This is a genomic window from Anaerostipes rhamnosivorans (assembly GCF_005280655.1).
In the GTDB taxonomy this organism is placed as follows: domain Bacteria; phylum Bacillota; class Clostridia; order Lachnospirales; family Lachnospiraceae; genus Anaerostipes; species Anaerostipes rhamnosivorans.
Genome location: NZ_CP040058.1, coordinates 3,509,989 through 3,524,793 on the forward strand (window position 1 = coordinate 3,509,989; position 14,805 = coordinate 3,524,793).

At 45.2% G+C, this 14,805-nt stretch carries 16 protein-coding genes; 1 reads left to right on the forward strand and 15 read right to left on the reverse strand.

Annotated features, from left to right (window positions below; all coding sequences use genetic code 11):
- Positions 1-179: 179 nt before the first annotated feature.
- Positions 180-989 carry a LytTR family DNA-binding domain-containing protein gene (locus tag AR1Y2_RS17260; RefSeq protein ID WP_137330083.1) on the reverse strand — a complete coding sequence of 270 codons (810 nt, stop codon included), beginning with the start codon at positions 987-989 and terminating at the stop codon, positions 180-182.
- A 341-nt stretch (positions 990-1,330) separates the two neighbouring features.
- Between AR1Y2_RS17260 and AR1Y2_RS17265 the strand changes: the two genes are divergently transcribed.
- Complete coding sequence (locus AR1Y2_RS17265) at positions 1,331-2,755, forward strand: helix-turn-helix domain-containing protein (RefSeq protein ID WP_137330084.1); 1,425 nt, start codon at positions 1,331-1,333, stop codon at positions 2,753-2,755.
- Between the two features lie 35 nt (positions 2,756-2,790).
- Here the strand turns inward: AR1Y2_RS17265 and AR1Y2_RS17270 are convergent, their stop codons facing one another.
- From AR1Y2_RS17270 to ispE, 14 genes are all read right to left on the reverse strand, one after another.
- On the reverse strand, positions 2,791-4,119 hold the full coding sequence (locus AR1Y2_RS17270; RefSeq protein WP_330576953.1) for an MATE family efflux transporter: 1,329 nt from the start codon (positions 4,117-4,119) through the stop codon (positions 2,791-2,793).
- A gap of 97 nt (positions 4,120-4,216) precedes the next feature.
- Positions 4,217-4,909: a 50S ribosomal protein L1 gene (rplA, locus tag AR1Y2_RS17275; protein WP_137330086.1), complete on the reverse strand. Its 693-nt coding sequence runs from the start codon at positions 4,907-4,909 to the stop codon at positions 4,217-4,219.
- A gap of 183 nt (positions 4,910-5,092) precedes the next feature.
- A complete protein-coding gene (gene rplK / locus AR1Y2_RS17280; RefSeq protein ID WP_137330087.1) occupies positions 5,093-5,518 on the reverse strand; it encodes a 50S ribosomal protein L11 in 426 nt (141 codons plus the stop codon).
- Positions 5,519-5,595: 77 nt separating this feature from the next.
- Positions 5,596-6,144: a transcription termination/antitermination protein NusG gene (nusG, locus tag AR1Y2_RS17285; RefSeq protein WP_137330088.1), complete on the reverse strand. Its 549-nt coding sequence runs from the start codon at positions 6,142-6,144 to the stop codon at positions 5,596-5,598.
- Positions 6,145-6,159: 15 nt separating this feature from the next.
- A complete protein-coding gene (secE, locus tag AR1Y2_RS17290; RefSeq protein WP_006568182.1) occupies positions 6,160-6,357 on the reverse strand; it encodes a preprotein translocase subunit SecE in 198 nt (65 codons plus the stop codon).
- 27 nt (positions 6,358-6,384) lie between these two features.
- Entirely contained in the window at positions 6,385-6,534 is a 150-nt protein-coding gene (gene rpmG / locus AR1Y2_RS17295; protein WP_137330089.1) for a 50S ribosomal protein L33, read from the reverse strand.
- A gap of 111 nt (positions 6,535-6,645) precedes the next feature.
- On the reverse strand, positions 6,646-7,137 hold the full coding sequence (nrdG, locus tag AR1Y2_RS17300) for an anaerobic ribonucleoside-triphosphate reductase activating protein (protein ID WP_137330090.1): 492 nt from the start codon (positions 7,135-7,137) through the stop codon (positions 6,646-6,648).
- 11 nt (positions 7,138-7,148) lie between these two features.
- On the reverse strand, positions 7,149-7,541 hold the full coding sequence (locus AR1Y2_RS17305) for a DUF3592 domain-containing protein (protein WP_137330091.1): 393 nt from the start codon (positions 7,539-7,541) through the stop codon (positions 7,149-7,151).
- Between the two features lie 14 nt (positions 7,542-7,555).
- Positions 7,556-9,676 (reverse strand): anaerobic ribonucleoside-triphosphate reductase, encoded by a 2,121-nt coding sequence (gene nrdD / locus AR1Y2_RS17310; protein WP_137330092.1) that lies wholly within the window; start codon positions 9,674-9,676, stop codon positions 7,556-7,558.
- 344 nt (positions 9,677-10,020) lie between these two features.
- On the reverse strand, positions 10,021-10,554 hold the full coding sequence (locus AR1Y2_RS17315) for a Ger(x)C family spore germination protein (protein ID WP_137330093.1): 534 nt from the start codon (positions 10,552-10,554) through the stop codon (positions 10,021-10,023).
- A complete protein-coding gene (locus tag AR1Y2_RS17320) occupies positions 10,535-11,593 on the reverse strand; it encodes a GerAB/ArcD/ProY family transporter (protein ID WP_137330094.1) in 1,059 nt (352 codons plus the stop codon). The genes AR1Y2_RS17315 and AR1Y2_RS17320 overlap by 20 nt, the downstream gene beginning before the upstream one ends.
- Positions 11,574-13,097 (reverse strand): spore germination protein, encoded by a 1,524-nt coding sequence (locus tag AR1Y2_RS17325; RefSeq protein WP_137330095.1) that lies wholly within the window; start codon positions 13,095-13,097, stop codon positions 11,574-11,576. The genes AR1Y2_RS17320 and AR1Y2_RS17325 overlap by 20 nt, the downstream gene beginning before the upstream one ends.
- 77 nt (positions 13,098-13,174) lie before the next feature.
- Positions 13,175-13,861, reverse strand: coding sequence for a GntR family transcriptional regulator (locus AR1Y2_RS17330; RefSeq protein WP_137330096.1), 687 nt, complete (start codon positions 13,859-13,861; stop codon positions 13,175-13,177).
- Positions 13,862-13,877: 16 nt separating this feature from the next.
- Complete coding sequence (gene ispE / locus AR1Y2_RS17335; protein ID WP_137330097.1) at positions 13,878-14,750, reverse strand: 4-(cytidine 5'-diphospho)-2-C-methyl-D-erythritol kinase; 873 nt, start codon at positions 14,748-14,750, stop codon at positions 13,878-13,880.
- Between the last annotated feature and the right edge of the window lie 55 nt (positions 14,751-14,805).

A 14,805-nucleotide genomic window follows, 5' to 3' on the forward strand; every position in this document is an offset into this window, starting at 1 on the left:
ATTGAAGGATCTTCTAAAAATGAATTTATGTATTTGTGCCTGTTTAAACTCCTGATGTCATGTATTTTTACGAAGACCCTGCAGTTTTTTACAATGCTTGTGTTTTACTATATCGGGGCCTTCGAATTTTTTCAATCATTTTCTGTCAATAACCGATCAGGATAAGTGAATGACTGATGTCAGATAAGATTTCCATTCTGTCTCTGGGTAACTGCCCTTAGGACTTTTTCTTTGATCTCCCTATATTTTTTCTCCGGAATAGGAAGCTCAATCCCTTGATATATGACAAGATGGTACCTTCTGATGCTTATGATATATCTGGAATTCACAATAAAACTCCTGTGAAACTTTATAAACCCTTCACCTAACTTTTCCTCCAGCTTGGAGATCGACTCCCTGGACAAAATATCCCTGTGCAGACAATGGATCACACTGTCCGTATTTTCTGCCTCTATATATACAATTTCTTTATTCCATATCACATGAGTCTGATCGTTTTTCCCGCAGACGATGAGACGCCGCCGCTTTTGTCTGAGCAGCCTTTTTACATATTGGAATGTTTCTTTTCCTGCTGAATGCGGAAAGTATTCGTCTATTTTCTGAAACTCAATCGGATTCGAGACATGAAAATGCAACAGCCAAGACTGCCTATCCTCTGTCTTCCATATAAAAGTGATACGCTGCACGGCGCTGAGTATCTCGTCGCTCTCCCGCGAGGTGGCAACCTTCATCCACCCTGTCACGATATACAGATTGTCGCTATTGATTACGGTTTGAAATTCATTCTCAAGAATCTCACATATGGGCACATCAATCTTCCTGATGTACTCGGAAACATTTTTCCGTCCGTTGATGTACTGTCCGTCCGCCGCGCCGATCCATGTCACATCTGAGTGAAGTTTTTTAATGATCTTTTCCGGATCCTGATGATAGAAAGCCTCCATCACTTGTCTGGTCAGTTCTTCTGCCTGATTACCAACTGAGATCATATCCAGTCCTCCTTTTCGTTGCGCCGGGTTTCCCCGGGAAATATAAGTCCACAGCCTGTATTCTCTCTTTTCCATTATATCACATTTAGTATTGGTCCCTGATTTGGCCTGGATAAACGTTACAATGTCATGATAAACCAGGTCGTAATGGTACTATTTGGCAGCTATTTTCAGCCAAAAACCTTGTATAATTTTAGTAAAAGGACGTTTTATGTCCAACTTCTTTGACACATTTTTTTATAAAAATCAACATGTATTTTCTACCATTGAATTGGAAACATCTATTTTTCTATATATAATGATTACTGCACAAAAGAAATCTAAAGAAAAGGAGGAAGGCAATGTCATTATTTTCCGAGAAACTTTCTTACTATATCAAGAAATCCAGATTGACACTGCTTTACTTATCCTCAGTCAGCAATTTTGACGTCAGTTATATATCAAAAATAAAAAAAGGGGAACGTCTCCCCAGAAAGAAGGAACATCTGGTTTCTCTCATCAACGCACTTCGGCTGTCTCCTTCTGAGAAAGAAGATTTATGGGATGCTTATAAGATTTCCTTGATTGGAGAGGATCAATTTCTTCAATATCAGGCAGTGAAAAAGTTTCTGTCATCAATCTCCGGTTTCAACGGTGATTATGCCATCTGCAAGTTTCAACATAGTCCTCTCACCAATTCTGTCTATTATGGGAAAACAGATGTCAATCATATTGTGAAGGCGGTGTTAGAATCGGAGACATCCAAAGAAAACGGTTTTATCCGGATTGTTGCCCAGCCCGACTATCAGTTTTTAATGGATGTTCTTGTCTCTGTCAGCCTGAGCTGCCCTCAAATGGAGATTACACAGATCATCTGTCTTCAGACCGGTTCTGAAGCTGATAAGCTAGTGTATAATGTGGAGAGCCTCCGGTCCATGTATCCGCTGCTGTCATATTCCGATTCATACTGTGCCAAGTATTATTATGATGATGTTCCTGCTCATATTAACCATATGAATGTAATGCCATTTTTCGTTTTAACCAGCAGCTATACCGTATCTCTGTCCGCTGATTACACCCTTGCTGATATATCATCAGATGCCAATCGGCAGGCACTGTATACTTCGATTTTTCAGCAAATGTTATCTTGTACGGATAATCTCATATGCAGGGACAAGGATTGTTCTTTTCTCCCCAAGAACCCGGTAGAATATACTTCCAGTGAGACGCCTGATTTAGCAGTTCTGTCAGCCGTTCCCTTTCTTTTGCCTTTTTATTCTGAGAGAGCTTTGAAGGAAATGGTTAGGAAAGACATCTACGATTTTGAATCCACCACGGAAGCTGTGCTAAGATACGCACAAGGGATAAGAAAGATCATGCAGGCCTCCTCTAAATTCCTTTGTTTCTTTACAGAAGAGGGGTTTGAGGAATTCCTTCAGAGCGGTTATCTGCCCGGGCTTTCAAAAGATTTATTTAATCCTCTAAGAACAGGGGATACGATTTATGCCCTGAAACAGTTTTGTTCCAAGCAGGAGCTTCGTCATCAGACTCCCCTGCTGCTGAAACCAAACTGTATCACCCTCAGCAGTAATTTCAGGCTTTTTTCAGATACTTGTTCCAACGCTCTTGTGTTTCGGACCGCTAAACCATTTTTGTTAGAAGAACATAGTCTTGCTGTTTCTATCAGAGACTTTTTCAAACACGTCATTGAGAGCGAAGAGGTATATTCCGCTTCAGAAACACTAAAATATATCCAAAAGCAGATTCTTTCTCTGGAAAGACAGTAAAAGACCGGGAAACTGAACTTCCCGGTCTTTTTTATCTATCTATATTTTTTCTGTGCCCTTCTTCCGAACCAGACAGACACACTAGTCCCTATGACCCAGCCGATAGGCCAGGCTGCCCAGATCCCTGTGGCCCCGAACGGGACAGACAGTATGTAAGACAGAGAGACCCTGGCGATCAAATCGGCAAATGTAGATGCCATAAAACCTTTCATCTCACTCATTCCCCGGAGCATGCCGTCAAACACAAACTTTACACTGACCAATGCATAGAACGGGGCATTGATCCTCAGAAAAGAGATACCTGCTCCCATGCTCTTTACAGCCTGCGCAGAGCTCCCTTCAAGAAACAGCCCCATAGCCTGGCGGCTGAAGATCAGACATGCCGCAGAGAAGACCGCTGCCATAGCTACAATGATCTTAAGGCCCGCTGCCGTTCCCTCCTTCGTCCGCTGCCACTTTCCGGCTCCCGCATTCTGGGCCGTAAAGCTGGACACCGCGTTTCCGATGGTTCCAAGCACTGACAGGATGAAGATCTGTATTTTAAATCCCCCTGAATAACCTGCTACCACCACTGAACCAAAACTATTGATCCGCCCTTGTACGAACAGCTGTCCAACGGATACAAAGGACTGCTGCATGATACTCGGTACCGCGATCCATGTCATTTTCCTCAGCAACAGAGGGCTGAACTTCTGGTAGCTTGGCACCTGGATCTTGGCATTCTTTCGGAATACGGTCACCACCGCCAGGACGGAAGCGATTCCCTGGGCAATAAAGGTCGCCCAGGCAACCCCTGCGACACCCATAGAAAACGTGGTGACAAACAACACATCCAGGATGATGTTCAGCACCGAAGAAAAGATCAGAAAGATCAGCGGTGTGATAGAATCACCCAGCGCAGTAAAAATGGCATTTGCACCGTTATAAAGCATCAGGAACAAGATGCCCATGATATAAATCCTCAAATACAGAGCCGAATCCTCAAATATATCAGATGGGGTGGACATGGCACTCATCATCCATCTGCATCCTGCCAGCCCCAGCACTGTCAGAATAACACTCATGATCACAATTGTAATGACTGCCGTAGAAATACAGCTTTTTACTCTTTTATATTTTTTGGCTCCGAAAAAGCCAGATATCACAACGTTGACTCCCATGCCTGTTCCCACGGCCACAGCAATAAAAATAACCGTGATCGGCTGGGAAGCACCCACAGCTCCCAGTGCACCTACTCCGATAAACCGGCCGGCCACAATGCTGTCCACAACACTGTAGACCTGCTGGAATATCATACTCAGGATCATTGGGAGTGCAAATTTTCCGATGACCTCAAAAGGAGTCCCTACTGTTAAATCTTTCATTTCTTCCTCTCTTTTTGCACGCATGGCACACAATTTATTACATTCAAAAACCCCTCTATCAATTTAGAGGGGTTTGTCATAACTTTAACTATTCTATTTAAGCAAACTTGCCTGTGTCAATCTTAACTCCAGGTCCCATTGTAGATGTGATTGTCACATTCTTGAAATACTGACCTTTTGCTGCTGACGGTTTTGCTTTGATAATAGCATCTATTAACGTCTGGAAGTTGTCCGCTAACTGTTCTTCTGTAAAAGAAGCTTTACCTACTGGTACATGAATAATGTTGTTCTTGTCCAGTCTGTATTCGATCTTACCAGCTTTGATATCTTCGATTGCTTTTGTCACATCCATAGTTACTGTTCCGGCTTTCGGGTTTGGCATTAAACCTTTCGGTCCAAGGTCACGTCCTAAACGTCCTACAATACCCATCATATCCGGTGTTGCAACAACAACATCAAAGTCAAACCAGTTTTCTTTCTGGATCTTCGGGATCAGTTCTTCTGCTCCGACAAATTCTGCCCCTGCTGCCTTTGCTTCTTCTGCTTTTGCATCTTTTGCAAATACAAGGACACGAACTTTTTTACCAGTACCATGAGGCAGTACAACTGCTCCACGGATCTGCTGGTCAGCCTGACGTCCGTCTACACCAAGACGGAGATGTGCTTCGATTGTCTCATCAAATTTGGCATTTGCTGCCTGTTTCACTACAGATACTGCTTCCTGTACATCGTAGAGCTTTGTTCTGTCTACTAATTTGGCAGCTTCTGCATATCTTTTTCCTTTTTTCATTCTAAAAATACCTCCTGTGGTCATATCGGGAGCAACCCTCCCACTTTCTAAATATTATATTTAGGAAGTTACACTCGACTAAGCGTTCAGGCTTCGTCTTCGACTCGCCTTCACTGAGTCTCGGTAACGGCTTTCACACTAAACTCGGCCTGCGCTGGCTTGCCCTCATTAAGTGTTCAATGCCTATTCTTCCACTTCGATTCCCATGCTTCTTGCTGTTCCTGCAATCATGCTCATTGCAGCTTCGACAGATGCAGCATTTAAATCTTTCATCTTGGTCTCAGCAATCTGCTGTAAATCTGCTTTGGATACTGTTGCGACTTTCTTTCTGTTCGGCTCTCCGGATCCTGACTGGATCTTGCAGGCTTTCTTTAATAAAACCGCTGCCGGAGGAGTCTTTGTCACAAAACTGAAACTTCTGTCCTGGTATACTGTGATCACAACAGGAATTAACAGGTCTCCCTGATCTGCTGTCCTTGCATTAAATTCCTTTGTGAACTGTACGATATTTACACCGTGCTGACCAAGTGCCGGTCCTACTGGCGGTGCTGGTGTTGCCTTTCCTGCCGGAATCTGAAGTTTAATATATCCTTCTACTTTCTTTGCCATAATCGTTAACCTCCTGATGATTGTGGTAATTACGGGAGATATCCCTCCCACCTTGTTACGTGCAGAGGTCTTGTTATTTACTCTGCTTTTTTGATATCTAAGAAATCAATCTCTACTGATGTGGCACGTCCAAACATTTCTACCTCGATAGTCACTGTCTGTTTGTGCTCATTCACCGTGGTAACTGCACTTGTCGTACCTTCCCAAGCACCGGAAGTAACAACAATGATATCCCCTACTTCAACATCAATATCAATTTTTTCCTTCTTAGGCGTTTCTTCGTTTGTACCGCCGACACTGATTCCCAAAGGCCGCATCTCAGCCGGGGTCAATGGAACCGGTTTGGATCCAGGGCCTACAAAGCCTGTCACACCTCTGGTATTCCTGACAACATACCATGTGTCGTCATTCATGACCATGTGGATCAGCACGTATCCTGGGAACATCTTCTTGGAAACCTGTTTTTTTACACCATTCTTCAGTTCCGTTACATCCTGAAGAGGCACCCGGACTTCTAAGATCTGATCTTGAAGCTTACGGTTCTCGATCGTCTTCTCAATATTCGCTTTTACTTTATTCTCGTATCCGGAATAGGTATGAACTACATACCAATTTGTTTCTGTCATATGCTCTCCTTACCTTTACCCTACTAACATCTTTATTCCATATTGAAGTCCCAAATCCAGAACAGCAATAATAATACCAATGATAATAGCACACACGACCACAACGCCGGTTTCTTTGGCAATGCGTTCTTTAGAAGGCCAGATGATTCTTCCGAATTCAGATTTCAATTCTTTGAACCAGCTGGTTTTGCTTGATTTGCTGGTATTCTTCATGTTCTCACTTCCTTAAATAAACGTGCATTACTTAGTTTCTTTGTGTAATGTGTGTTTTTTACAGAACTTGCAGTATTTTTTTGTTTCCATACGTTCCGGATGTGTTTTCTTATCCTTCATCATATCGTAATTACGCTGCTTACATTCTGTACATTCTAATGTGATTTTTGTGCGCACAACTTCCACCTCCATTGTTTTTAAAATAAGGCATAAAAAAAAGACCTCTTCCAACGCTAAAGTCTAGCTTACACATTGTAGCATGGAAGAGGCCGGCCGTCAAGCCTTGTTTTACCTTATGTACAGCACTTTTTTACCTTGCTCCAGGGATTTTTTTACATCGATCACATTCTGGTTTGAACTGCCCCTCCAAAGAAGAGCTGTGTCTTTTAAGTCCTCCACGAACGGTCCGTCCACCAGCACGTCCACATTTTTCACAGAATTTAGCATTTGGACATCCTCCCACTGGAATCCAGTATACATCCATATGGTCTTCTCTGGGAACTTTCCCTTGAATTCAAGGATCAGCTCTTCTACCGTCTCCCGGTTCTCTGGGTGCAGCGGATCTCCTCCGCTTAGGGTGAGCCCGCTGATGTAATCCTTGTCAAGTGCCTCAAACAGCTCCTCTTTGGCCGCCTGGTCAAACTCCACGCCTCCCTGGATGTCCCAGGTCACTGGATTATGGCAGTTTCTGCACTGATGAGTACAGCCCGCCACCCACAGGACGGCCCTCAGACCGTCTCCATTTAACATATCGTCCTTCGTAATGTTATGGTACCTCATGTCTTCCCTCTCTATGCTAATATCATCCACAGCCCCGCCGCCGCAAACACAAGGAATGGCAGGAGACGTTCTGTCCCCAGCAGCGAAATGAGCGGCTGCGGTATGTAAATGTCCTCAGGATTTGATGGATCCAGGAGTACTTCTGTCTCCTGACCCTCTTGAAACTCTTCTTTTTCTCTATTTCTGTACAGCCACAGCACCGAACTGTATTCCTTTCCCTCATATGTATAAGTAAATACAGGATTGTTCATCTTTAAATTCAGATAATTTACATATGGCTTCTGGCCGGAGCATACCGCTTTTACAGTGACAGAATACTGGCGCCTCTTCAGAAACTGCTTTGCAGCCGGCCGAAATAAGATCCCTATTCCTATGATCAAAAGTATGCTTCCAACATAAACCATAGCAGCCATCCTTTCTACATAGATACCCTGTCAGCGATCTCCGCCATCTTGGCATCATTCAGTCTTGTATCTCCCTTTACTCTGGAATAAGAAAGGTAGCCGTTCATCCGATCGATCTTGGTCAGGTTCTTGCTTCCGCAGACCGGGCATACTTCCATCTCCAGTTCTTCATGGCCACATTCATCACAGTATGACAGAGAAAGATTAACTCCTTCGTAGTACCCCAGGTCCATGGCACGCCTTACCAGTGTTTTAATAGCATCTTTGTTGTAGCTGACTGGATACTTCACGTATTGGATCTTTCCGCCGTTACATTTCTCCCAGAAACGTCCTTCAAGATTCTGTTTTTCGATAGGTGTCAGCTCTTCTGATACATGGCAGTGGAAGGAATTGCTCACATACTCCTTGTCCGATACATTCTCAATAACTCCATATTTTTTCCTAAACTGTTTTACCTGCAGTCCGCACAGGTTCTCCGCCGGTGTACCGTAGATAGCATACAGATGTCCGTCCGCTTCTTTAAATTCTGCTACCTGATCATTGATATAATTAAGAACCTCCAGGGCAAACTCCCCGTCCTCCGCAATAGACTTTTTGTTGTGGAGCTGCTGCAATTCGTTGAGGGCTGTGATGCCAAAGGATGCCGTGGCAGATTCAAGCAACGGCTTGATCTTGTCGTGGAGTCCCAGATGCCCCCCTAAAAATCCTCCTTCACAGTACGCCAGAGGATTGGTGGATGCCTTCATCTCTCCCAGATAATCGTAAGTCCTTATATGGAGTTCACGGATCAGATTCAGGTAATAGTCCAATACCTGGTAAAAGTCCTTGCTCTCCTGCTTTGCCTTTGCATAGATCATCGGCAGATGCAGGCTCACAGCTCCAATATTAAACCTCCCCACAAAGACAGGCTCGTCCGTCTCGTCCAAAGGTTTCGCTCCTCCCTTTTCGTACCAAGGAGATAAAAATGCCCTGCATCCCATAGGACTGACAATCTTTCCATATCTTTTGTACATATCAGGTACATAACCCTCGCCTGTAAGACTCAGCCAGTCCGGATACATGGTCTTGCTGGAACAGCGGATACCCGCCTCGAACACATCCTCCAGTTCTCCGCCCGGTCCGTGCAGCTTCTCGTCATAAAGAAACACAATCTTCGGAAACAGCACCGGTTTTTTATGTCCCTTTTTGCCCTGGCCTTTTCTTCTGACATCCAGCATGGTGATAGATGCCATCTTTGCGAAACGTCCGGTCCCGGTTCCTGCGGACACTGTGATGAACGGATAGTCTCCCCGGCTGGAAGACACACTGTTAAACTTATACTCCAGCCCCTGGAATCCCTGGCAGAACTCTTTCTGCACGTCCTTTAAAGACTCCTCTTCCGCCCTTTCCCGGGAAAGCCCCAGTGATTCATACTTTTGGATCCCTTTTTCATAGGACTTTTCAGCGTATGGTTCCAGGATCAGTTCAATATTCGGCACGGTAAACCCACCGTACTGCTGGCTTGCGGCGCTCAAAACGATATCTCCGATGACATCAAACGCTACATCCAGTGTCTTAGGTTCATTGTACCATAGATTGCCCATCTCAAAACCGCCTTTTAACACGGCCTCCACGTCAAACAGACAGCAGTTCATCGTATCTCTCCTGGCCGACATATCATGAATATAGATATAGCCGTCCCGGCAGGCCTGAATCTCTTCCGTGGTCAAAAAGAACTTTTGGTACAAGGATTTATTCAGTTCATTAAAGATCAGACTCCTTTTGGTGGATACCAGGGCACTGTCCGTGTTGCTGTTTTCTTTGTCTCCGATGTACATGATGGACTGGCTCTTTTTGTAGACGTCATCTAACATCTCCACAAAATCCTGCTTATAGTTGCGGTAGTCCCGGTAGCTTTTGGCCACATCTGGATTCACTCTCTCAAGAGCTCCCTCCACTACATTGTGCATCTCTGTGATATGTACTTCTGATTTTCCAAGTTCATCCACCCTTACCTTGACAAACCTACAAATCTCCTCAAGTTCCTCATCCGTAAACTTAACAAGTGCGCGGTAGGCTGATTTATTCACCGCAGTGACCACTTTTTGTATATTGAATTCTTCTTTTGTTCCGTCTTTTTTAACTACCCGTAACATACCTGCTCCTCCCTGACTGTTCCCAAAGCATTGTCCTGCCTGCGGTATATCCTGCATGACGCAGGAGACACCGCAGGCAGGGGCTCATTGCTATTATTTTCAAAACGAAGTGGGAAATCCCACTTTCTTTAATGGTCCTCTCACCCTTTGAGAGGCTTATCCACTTTATGCGCCATAGGCGGTTTGACAAAGCCAAATACCTTCTTTGCGCATTTTGTTCGTTAAACATTCCAATGGAATAAAAAACACAATATCTAGTGTTGTAAATCAATTACTTGTACTATATTGTGTGTGAATGTCTCCATCTTATCATTTCATACCAGACAAGTCAAGGCTGAATTGTGTCACCTTCTGCCGTAAATCCTGCCAAGGCTCAGATCCTTGGGCTTTTTTACTTTTGGAGAACTTTCAATACCTTTTGCCATGTATTCCCCGAAGGAGATCGGCAGGTTCTTTTCAATGGAAAACAGTTCTTTTAGTGTCTTCCTGCTTTTCAGAACCAGAACGGATTTGGCAATATCCGAATGGTCTAAAAGTTCCTCTATCATAGTATCATCCATTTGTCCGTTGGTAAATACGATCACTTTTAAATGTCCAAAATTTAATTTCTTAGGCTGGGAGCGTTCAAACTTCTGATTGGCATCATTCAGGGATTTACCTGTGTAGACAATAGACTTAGATGGTACTTTTGTCCCCTGGTTGTCCTGGGCCTTCGTAAAATCAGCACAGGAATAATCAATCAGATAGCCATGTTCCGTCTTTTCAATCCCCATAGCCAGCACATAGCTGCTGTCCTCGATATCTCCAGCCTCCTTACACCCCGCAAGGCCCATACACATACATAAGGTCAGGACAAGGCTAAGGATGATCTTCTTCATGGGCGCCTCCTCTCCGTTCTATCCAAAACAGGATTAAGGGAATAAAGATTCCCAGCAGCAGATTCCCAAACAAAAACATGGAAATAAAATTCTCCCAATAGCGGATGGCCGGGATCAAAATTCCTGAAATCAAAAACAATCCTCCGTAGGAGATCCATCTACCCCATTTCTTTCTGCCTGGAAACGCTTTTTCAAAGCTCCAGTTCCCATAAAACAGATAACCGCTCAGCACACAGAATACCCCTACGATCCAGAAAGCGATCAGAAAAATGTCCAGTCTTGCCATGATGCCTCCCGGCATGGCCACATTCTGTGCCATTGAGATGACAGGAAAAGAATCTCTTTTAATCATGGCAAGTCCCAGACTGCCCGCAGTGGCTGCAAAAACTCCTGCTGACAAAAGAATCATTCCCAGAAGTGTCTGCTTCTTCATACCCTTTTCTTTCATATGCCCCTGATAAAACCAGACCAGCTCCATAGGATGGAACAAGGCCAGTACATAGAGTCCTCCCACCACCAGGTTTTTCGGCTCAAACTGCCGGATCAAAAACGGCTGTACTGAAAATTCGGTCATACTAAGAAGGAGAATAAAGATGAATGGGATAAGGATAAACCAAAACAATCCTTCCATGACTCTGCCTCTGTCGTCTAAACCTTCTCCATTCATTCGGAATGCCAAAAAGATTACCGGCAGGCCGATCCAATAGATATTCATGTAAGGTAGAAGAAAAGTCCTTGCTAAGATCAGCATATAACCATAAAAAAATGCGGCGTTTACAAAAAACCTTACATAATAAATAAAAGAAATCACCCTGTGTTTCTCCAGGACCTGTTCCATGGTGAGGGATCCTTCTGTCTTTTGTACTATCCAAGGGTAGCACGCAGCTGCCAAGGCACCCAGGATCACAGTATAAAGACCAATCTGGCCGGATGTTAAAACGGCGGCCTGAGGAAGGAACATTCCCACTCCGCAGAACGTTTCCAGAAGAAAGATCCTGCTGCCCTGTTTTTTAGAGATTTCAAGATTTGCCGTCCACATGATCTTCCCTCCTTCCCTGTCTCTTTTTTGCTCCGTCTTTTGTAAACCATGGCCTGAAGATCATACTCCTTATAGGCCTACGAATAAGATAGTCTTCCCACGGGTCCGTCTCTTCCACTGTGGCGGAAACTGTCGGAAACAAATATGGGATTCCATAGCTGGTCAACTTCATTAAATGAATCGCGATGGCGAGGAAGCCCAGGAAAAAGCCATAAAGCCCCCATATGGCACAGGCGATCATGATAGAAAATCTTAAAAGACGAAAGACCCCCGCAAAGCTTTCATTCGGTATGGAAAACGATGCGATCGCCGTAAACGCAACCACGATCACCACAATAGTGCTGACTATATTGGCGTCCACTGCCGCCTGTCCCACGATCAGCCCGCCGACGATTCCGATGGTCCCGCCAAGCTGGCCCGGAAGCCGTATCCCCGCCTCCCTTAACAACTCAAAGGCCAATTCAAGGAGCAGAACCTCCACGACCACAGGGAAAGGCACGCCTTCCCTGGCCGATACAATGGACAGCATAAACGGTGTAGGCAGGATCTCCGGATGATAATTTGCAATTGCAATATAAAATCCCGGCAGCCCAATGGCAATAAAGGAGGACAAATACCGAAGAATCCTCGCAAATGTGGCCACCTCCCACCGATTATAATAGTCATCACTGGCCTGAAAAAAGATATTTAACGTTACCGGCAGAACAATCACTTCCGGTGAATTGTCCACCACCAGGACTACCCTGCCTTCCATTAGGCCGCTGGCAGCCTTATCCGGCCTCTGCGTCAGCTGGTACTGGGGAAAAGGTGTCTTCGTATCCTGCTCCATGAGCTGCTCCAGCATTCCGCTGTCAAAAATACCGTCAATGTTCAGCTCATCGAGCTGCTTTCTTATCTCTTTGACCACTTCATCCCTGGCAAGATCCTCAATATACATCAAGGCCACATCCGTTTTACTTCTCGTACCGATCCGAAGCTGTACCACCTTCATCCTGGTATCCCTGACTCTTCTGCGGATCAGTGCCGTGTTGGTCCGAAGGCTCTCATTAAAACTGTCCTTCGGGCCGATCATGGCTACTTCCCTGTCAGCCTCCTGCACTCCTCTTGTGGGAAAAAACTTGCTGGATATAAAGATCGCCTGTTCCATCCCGTCAAAAAACAATACCGTGTCTCCTGACAAAACTGCAGTGACAGCCTCATCCATCGTAGCGATCATTTTCCGGTCTGCGCTCTCTATGACCCACGATGTCACAGACTCCTTCAGGGGCTGCAACGGTTCCTTAAGAAGAGGTTCCAGCACATTTTCCTGAATCATATCAGCTTTTGCAAGCCCGTCGGTATAGATCACATACATGCCGGTATTTTTTCTCTTCCCTACGTTAAACTTTTTCTTTACAATATCATTACAGTCAGAAAATACTGCTTCTAGATAAGCAATATTCAGTTCCAAATTTTTGGATATCCTGCCCTTCATCTTATGATCTCTATCATGAAATCGGTCCATTTTCACACCACCTTTTTAAAGTAGTATGGGCAAAAAAAAGAACTCTATGCGTATGCACAGAGTCCTTCTTAAAGCTTTTAAGCTCTCTTTTCTTCTTCCTGGATCTTTTTGATCACAGTCTCTTCCTGATTGTCAATGTGGCGCTTCATGATCTCCTGAGCACCCTTTTTGTCACCACTGAACATAGCATCCACCAGTTCTTCGTGCTCTTTCATGAGCACCGCATGGTATTCCGTATCCTTAACATATTCCAGCCGATACCGGTAGATCTGTTCTCTTAGGTTATTGATGATCTGTATCAGCCTTTTGTTCTTGGTAGCTTCAAATACGGCATCATGAAATTCCACGTCACAGTCTGCGATCCTCGGATTGTCGCCTGTGGTGATGGCTTCCCGGAAATTGTCAAGAGCGGTCTTGATCTTCTCTCTGGAATCATCGTCCAGCCGCTCCGTCGCAAGTCCTGCCGCCAGTTCCTCCAGTGAGCTTCTCACCTCCAGTACATCTCTTAAATCCTTCTCCGTGATCCTGGCCACTTCCGCACCCTTTCTCGGAATCATGACAACCAGACCCTCAAGCTCCAGCTTCCGTATCGCCTCTCTGACTGGTGTACGGCTCACTCCCAGCCGATTCGCCAGGGCGATCTCCATCAGCCGTTCCCCGGGCACAAACTCTCCGGTAATGATCGCCTGCCTCAGTGTATTAAATACTACATCCCTGAGAGGCAGATATTCATTGACATTTACTTTTAATTTATCACTGCTCATCTTTCGTTCCCTCCAATTATGATTCTCTATTGACCGGCGGCACCACATAGGCCTGCTTTACATCGTCAAAGGATTTGAGATTGGCAAGCGCTGTGCGCGCCTTGTCCTCCGAAGCAAAAATACCGAAAACCGTCGGTCCGCTTCCGCTCATAAGGGCATTCTCCGCCCCCTGCTCCAGCAGAAAACTTTTAATCTCATCAATCACAGGATGTCTTGGGACAGTTACTGTCTCCAGTACGTTTTCCATTCTGCCGGTAATCCCGGACAGATCCTGATTCTCTATGGCAGAGACCATACCGTCAATGTCTGGATGCGACGCAAGTCCGGGTACATCAAGGTTCTCATACACAGCCTTTGTAGAGACGCTGATCCCAGGTTTCGCGATCAGAATGCAACAGTCTGGTATGGCAGGAAGCCTCGTCAGCTTTTCCCCGATCCCTTCGGCCAAGGCGGTTCCGCCTATGACACAGTAAGGGACATCCGCTCCCAGACTGGCTCCGATCTCACAGAGCCCGCTCTCTCCGATCCCAAGATCAAACAGCTCATTCATCCCCCTGAGAGCCGCGGCGCAGTTGGAACTGCCGCCTGCCATACCGGCAGCAATCGGGATCCTCTTCTCCAGATAGGCCTCCACCCCGCCTTTCAGCGCATACTTTTCTTTTATCGCCGCGATAGCCTGATACACAAGATTCTGTTCGTTAACCGGAAGAAACTTAAGATTGGCGGAAAGTGTAATGGAATCACCAGAAGTCTTTTTAAGCTCCAGCCGGTCAAATAGACCCACCGTCTGCATGATCATCCTAACTTCATGATACCCATCATCTCTCCGCCTTACTACATCCAGCCCTAAATTTACCTTGCCATAAGCTTTCAGAACTATCCTCTTCATCTGTACTCCTCACTGTCTTCTGCCATTGAAGTATTGTATTGTATACAGAACATTA

What these genes read in the sequence shown, in the direction of transcription:
- AR1Y2_RS17260 (WP_137330083.1), bottom strand. Translation starts at nt 989, where the DNA reads ATGATCTCAGTTGGTAATCAGGCAGAAGAACTGACCAGACAAGTGATG.
- nrdD (WP_137330092.1), bottom strand. Translation starts at nt 9,676, where the DNA reads ATGTTACGGGTAGTTAAAAAAGACGGAACAAAAGAAGAATTCAATATA.
- AR1Y2_RS17265 (WP_137330084.1), top strand. Translation starts at nt 1,331, where the DNA reads ATGTCATTATTTTCCGAGAAACTTTCTTACTATATCAAGAAATCCAGA.
- AR1Y2_RS17305 (WP_137330091.1), bottom strand. Translation starts at nt 7,541, where the DNA reads ATGGTTTATGTTGGAAGCATACTTTTGATCATAGGAATAGGGATCTTA.
- AR1Y2_RS17270 (WP_330576953.1), bottom strand. Translation starts at nt 4,119, where the DNA reads ATGAAAGATTTAACAGTAGGGACTCCTTTTGAGGTCATCGGAAAATTT.
- secE (WP_006568182.1), bottom strand. Translation starts at nt 6,357, where the DNA reads ATGAAGAATACCAGCAAATCAAGCAAAACCAGCTGGTTCAAAGAATTG.
- AR1Y2_RS17325 (WP_137330095.1), bottom strand. Translation starts at nt 13,097, where the DNA reads ATGGACCGATTTCATGATAGAGATCATAAGATGAAGGGCAGGATATCC.
- nrdG (WP_137330090.1), bottom strand. Translation starts at nt 7,137, where the DNA reads ATGAGGTACCATAACATTACGAAGGACGATATGTTAAATGGAGACGGT.
- rplK (WP_137330087.1), bottom strand. Translation starts at nt 5,518, where the DNA reads ATGGCAAAGAAAGTAGAAGGATATATTAAACTTCAGATTCCGGCAGGA.
- ispE (WP_137330097.1), bottom strand. Translation starts at nt 14,750, where the DNA reads ATGAAGAGGATAGTTCTGAAAGCTTATGGCAAGGTAAATTTAGGGCTG.
- AR1Y2_RS17330 (WP_137330096.1), bottom strand. Translation starts at nt 13,861, where the DNA reads ATGAGCAGTGATAAATTAAAAGTAAATGTCAATGAATATCTGCCTCTC.
- rplA (WP_137330086.1), bottom strand. Translation starts at nt 4,909, where the DNA reads ATGAAAAAAGGAAAAAGATATGCAGAAGCTGCCAAATTAGTAGACAGA.
- AR1Y2_RS17320 (WP_137330094.1), bottom strand. Translation starts at nt 11,593, where the DNA reads ATGTGGACGGCAAATCTTGAAATCTCTAAAAAACAGGGCAGCAGGATC.
- AR1Y2_RS17315 (WP_137330093.1), bottom strand. Translation starts at nt 10,554, where the DNA reads ATGAAGAAGATCATCCTTAGCCTTGTCCTGACCTTATGTATGTGTATG.
- nusG (WP_137330088.1), bottom strand. Translation starts at nt 6,144, where the DNA reads ATGACAGAAACAAATTGGTATGTAGTTCATACCTATTCCGGATACGAG.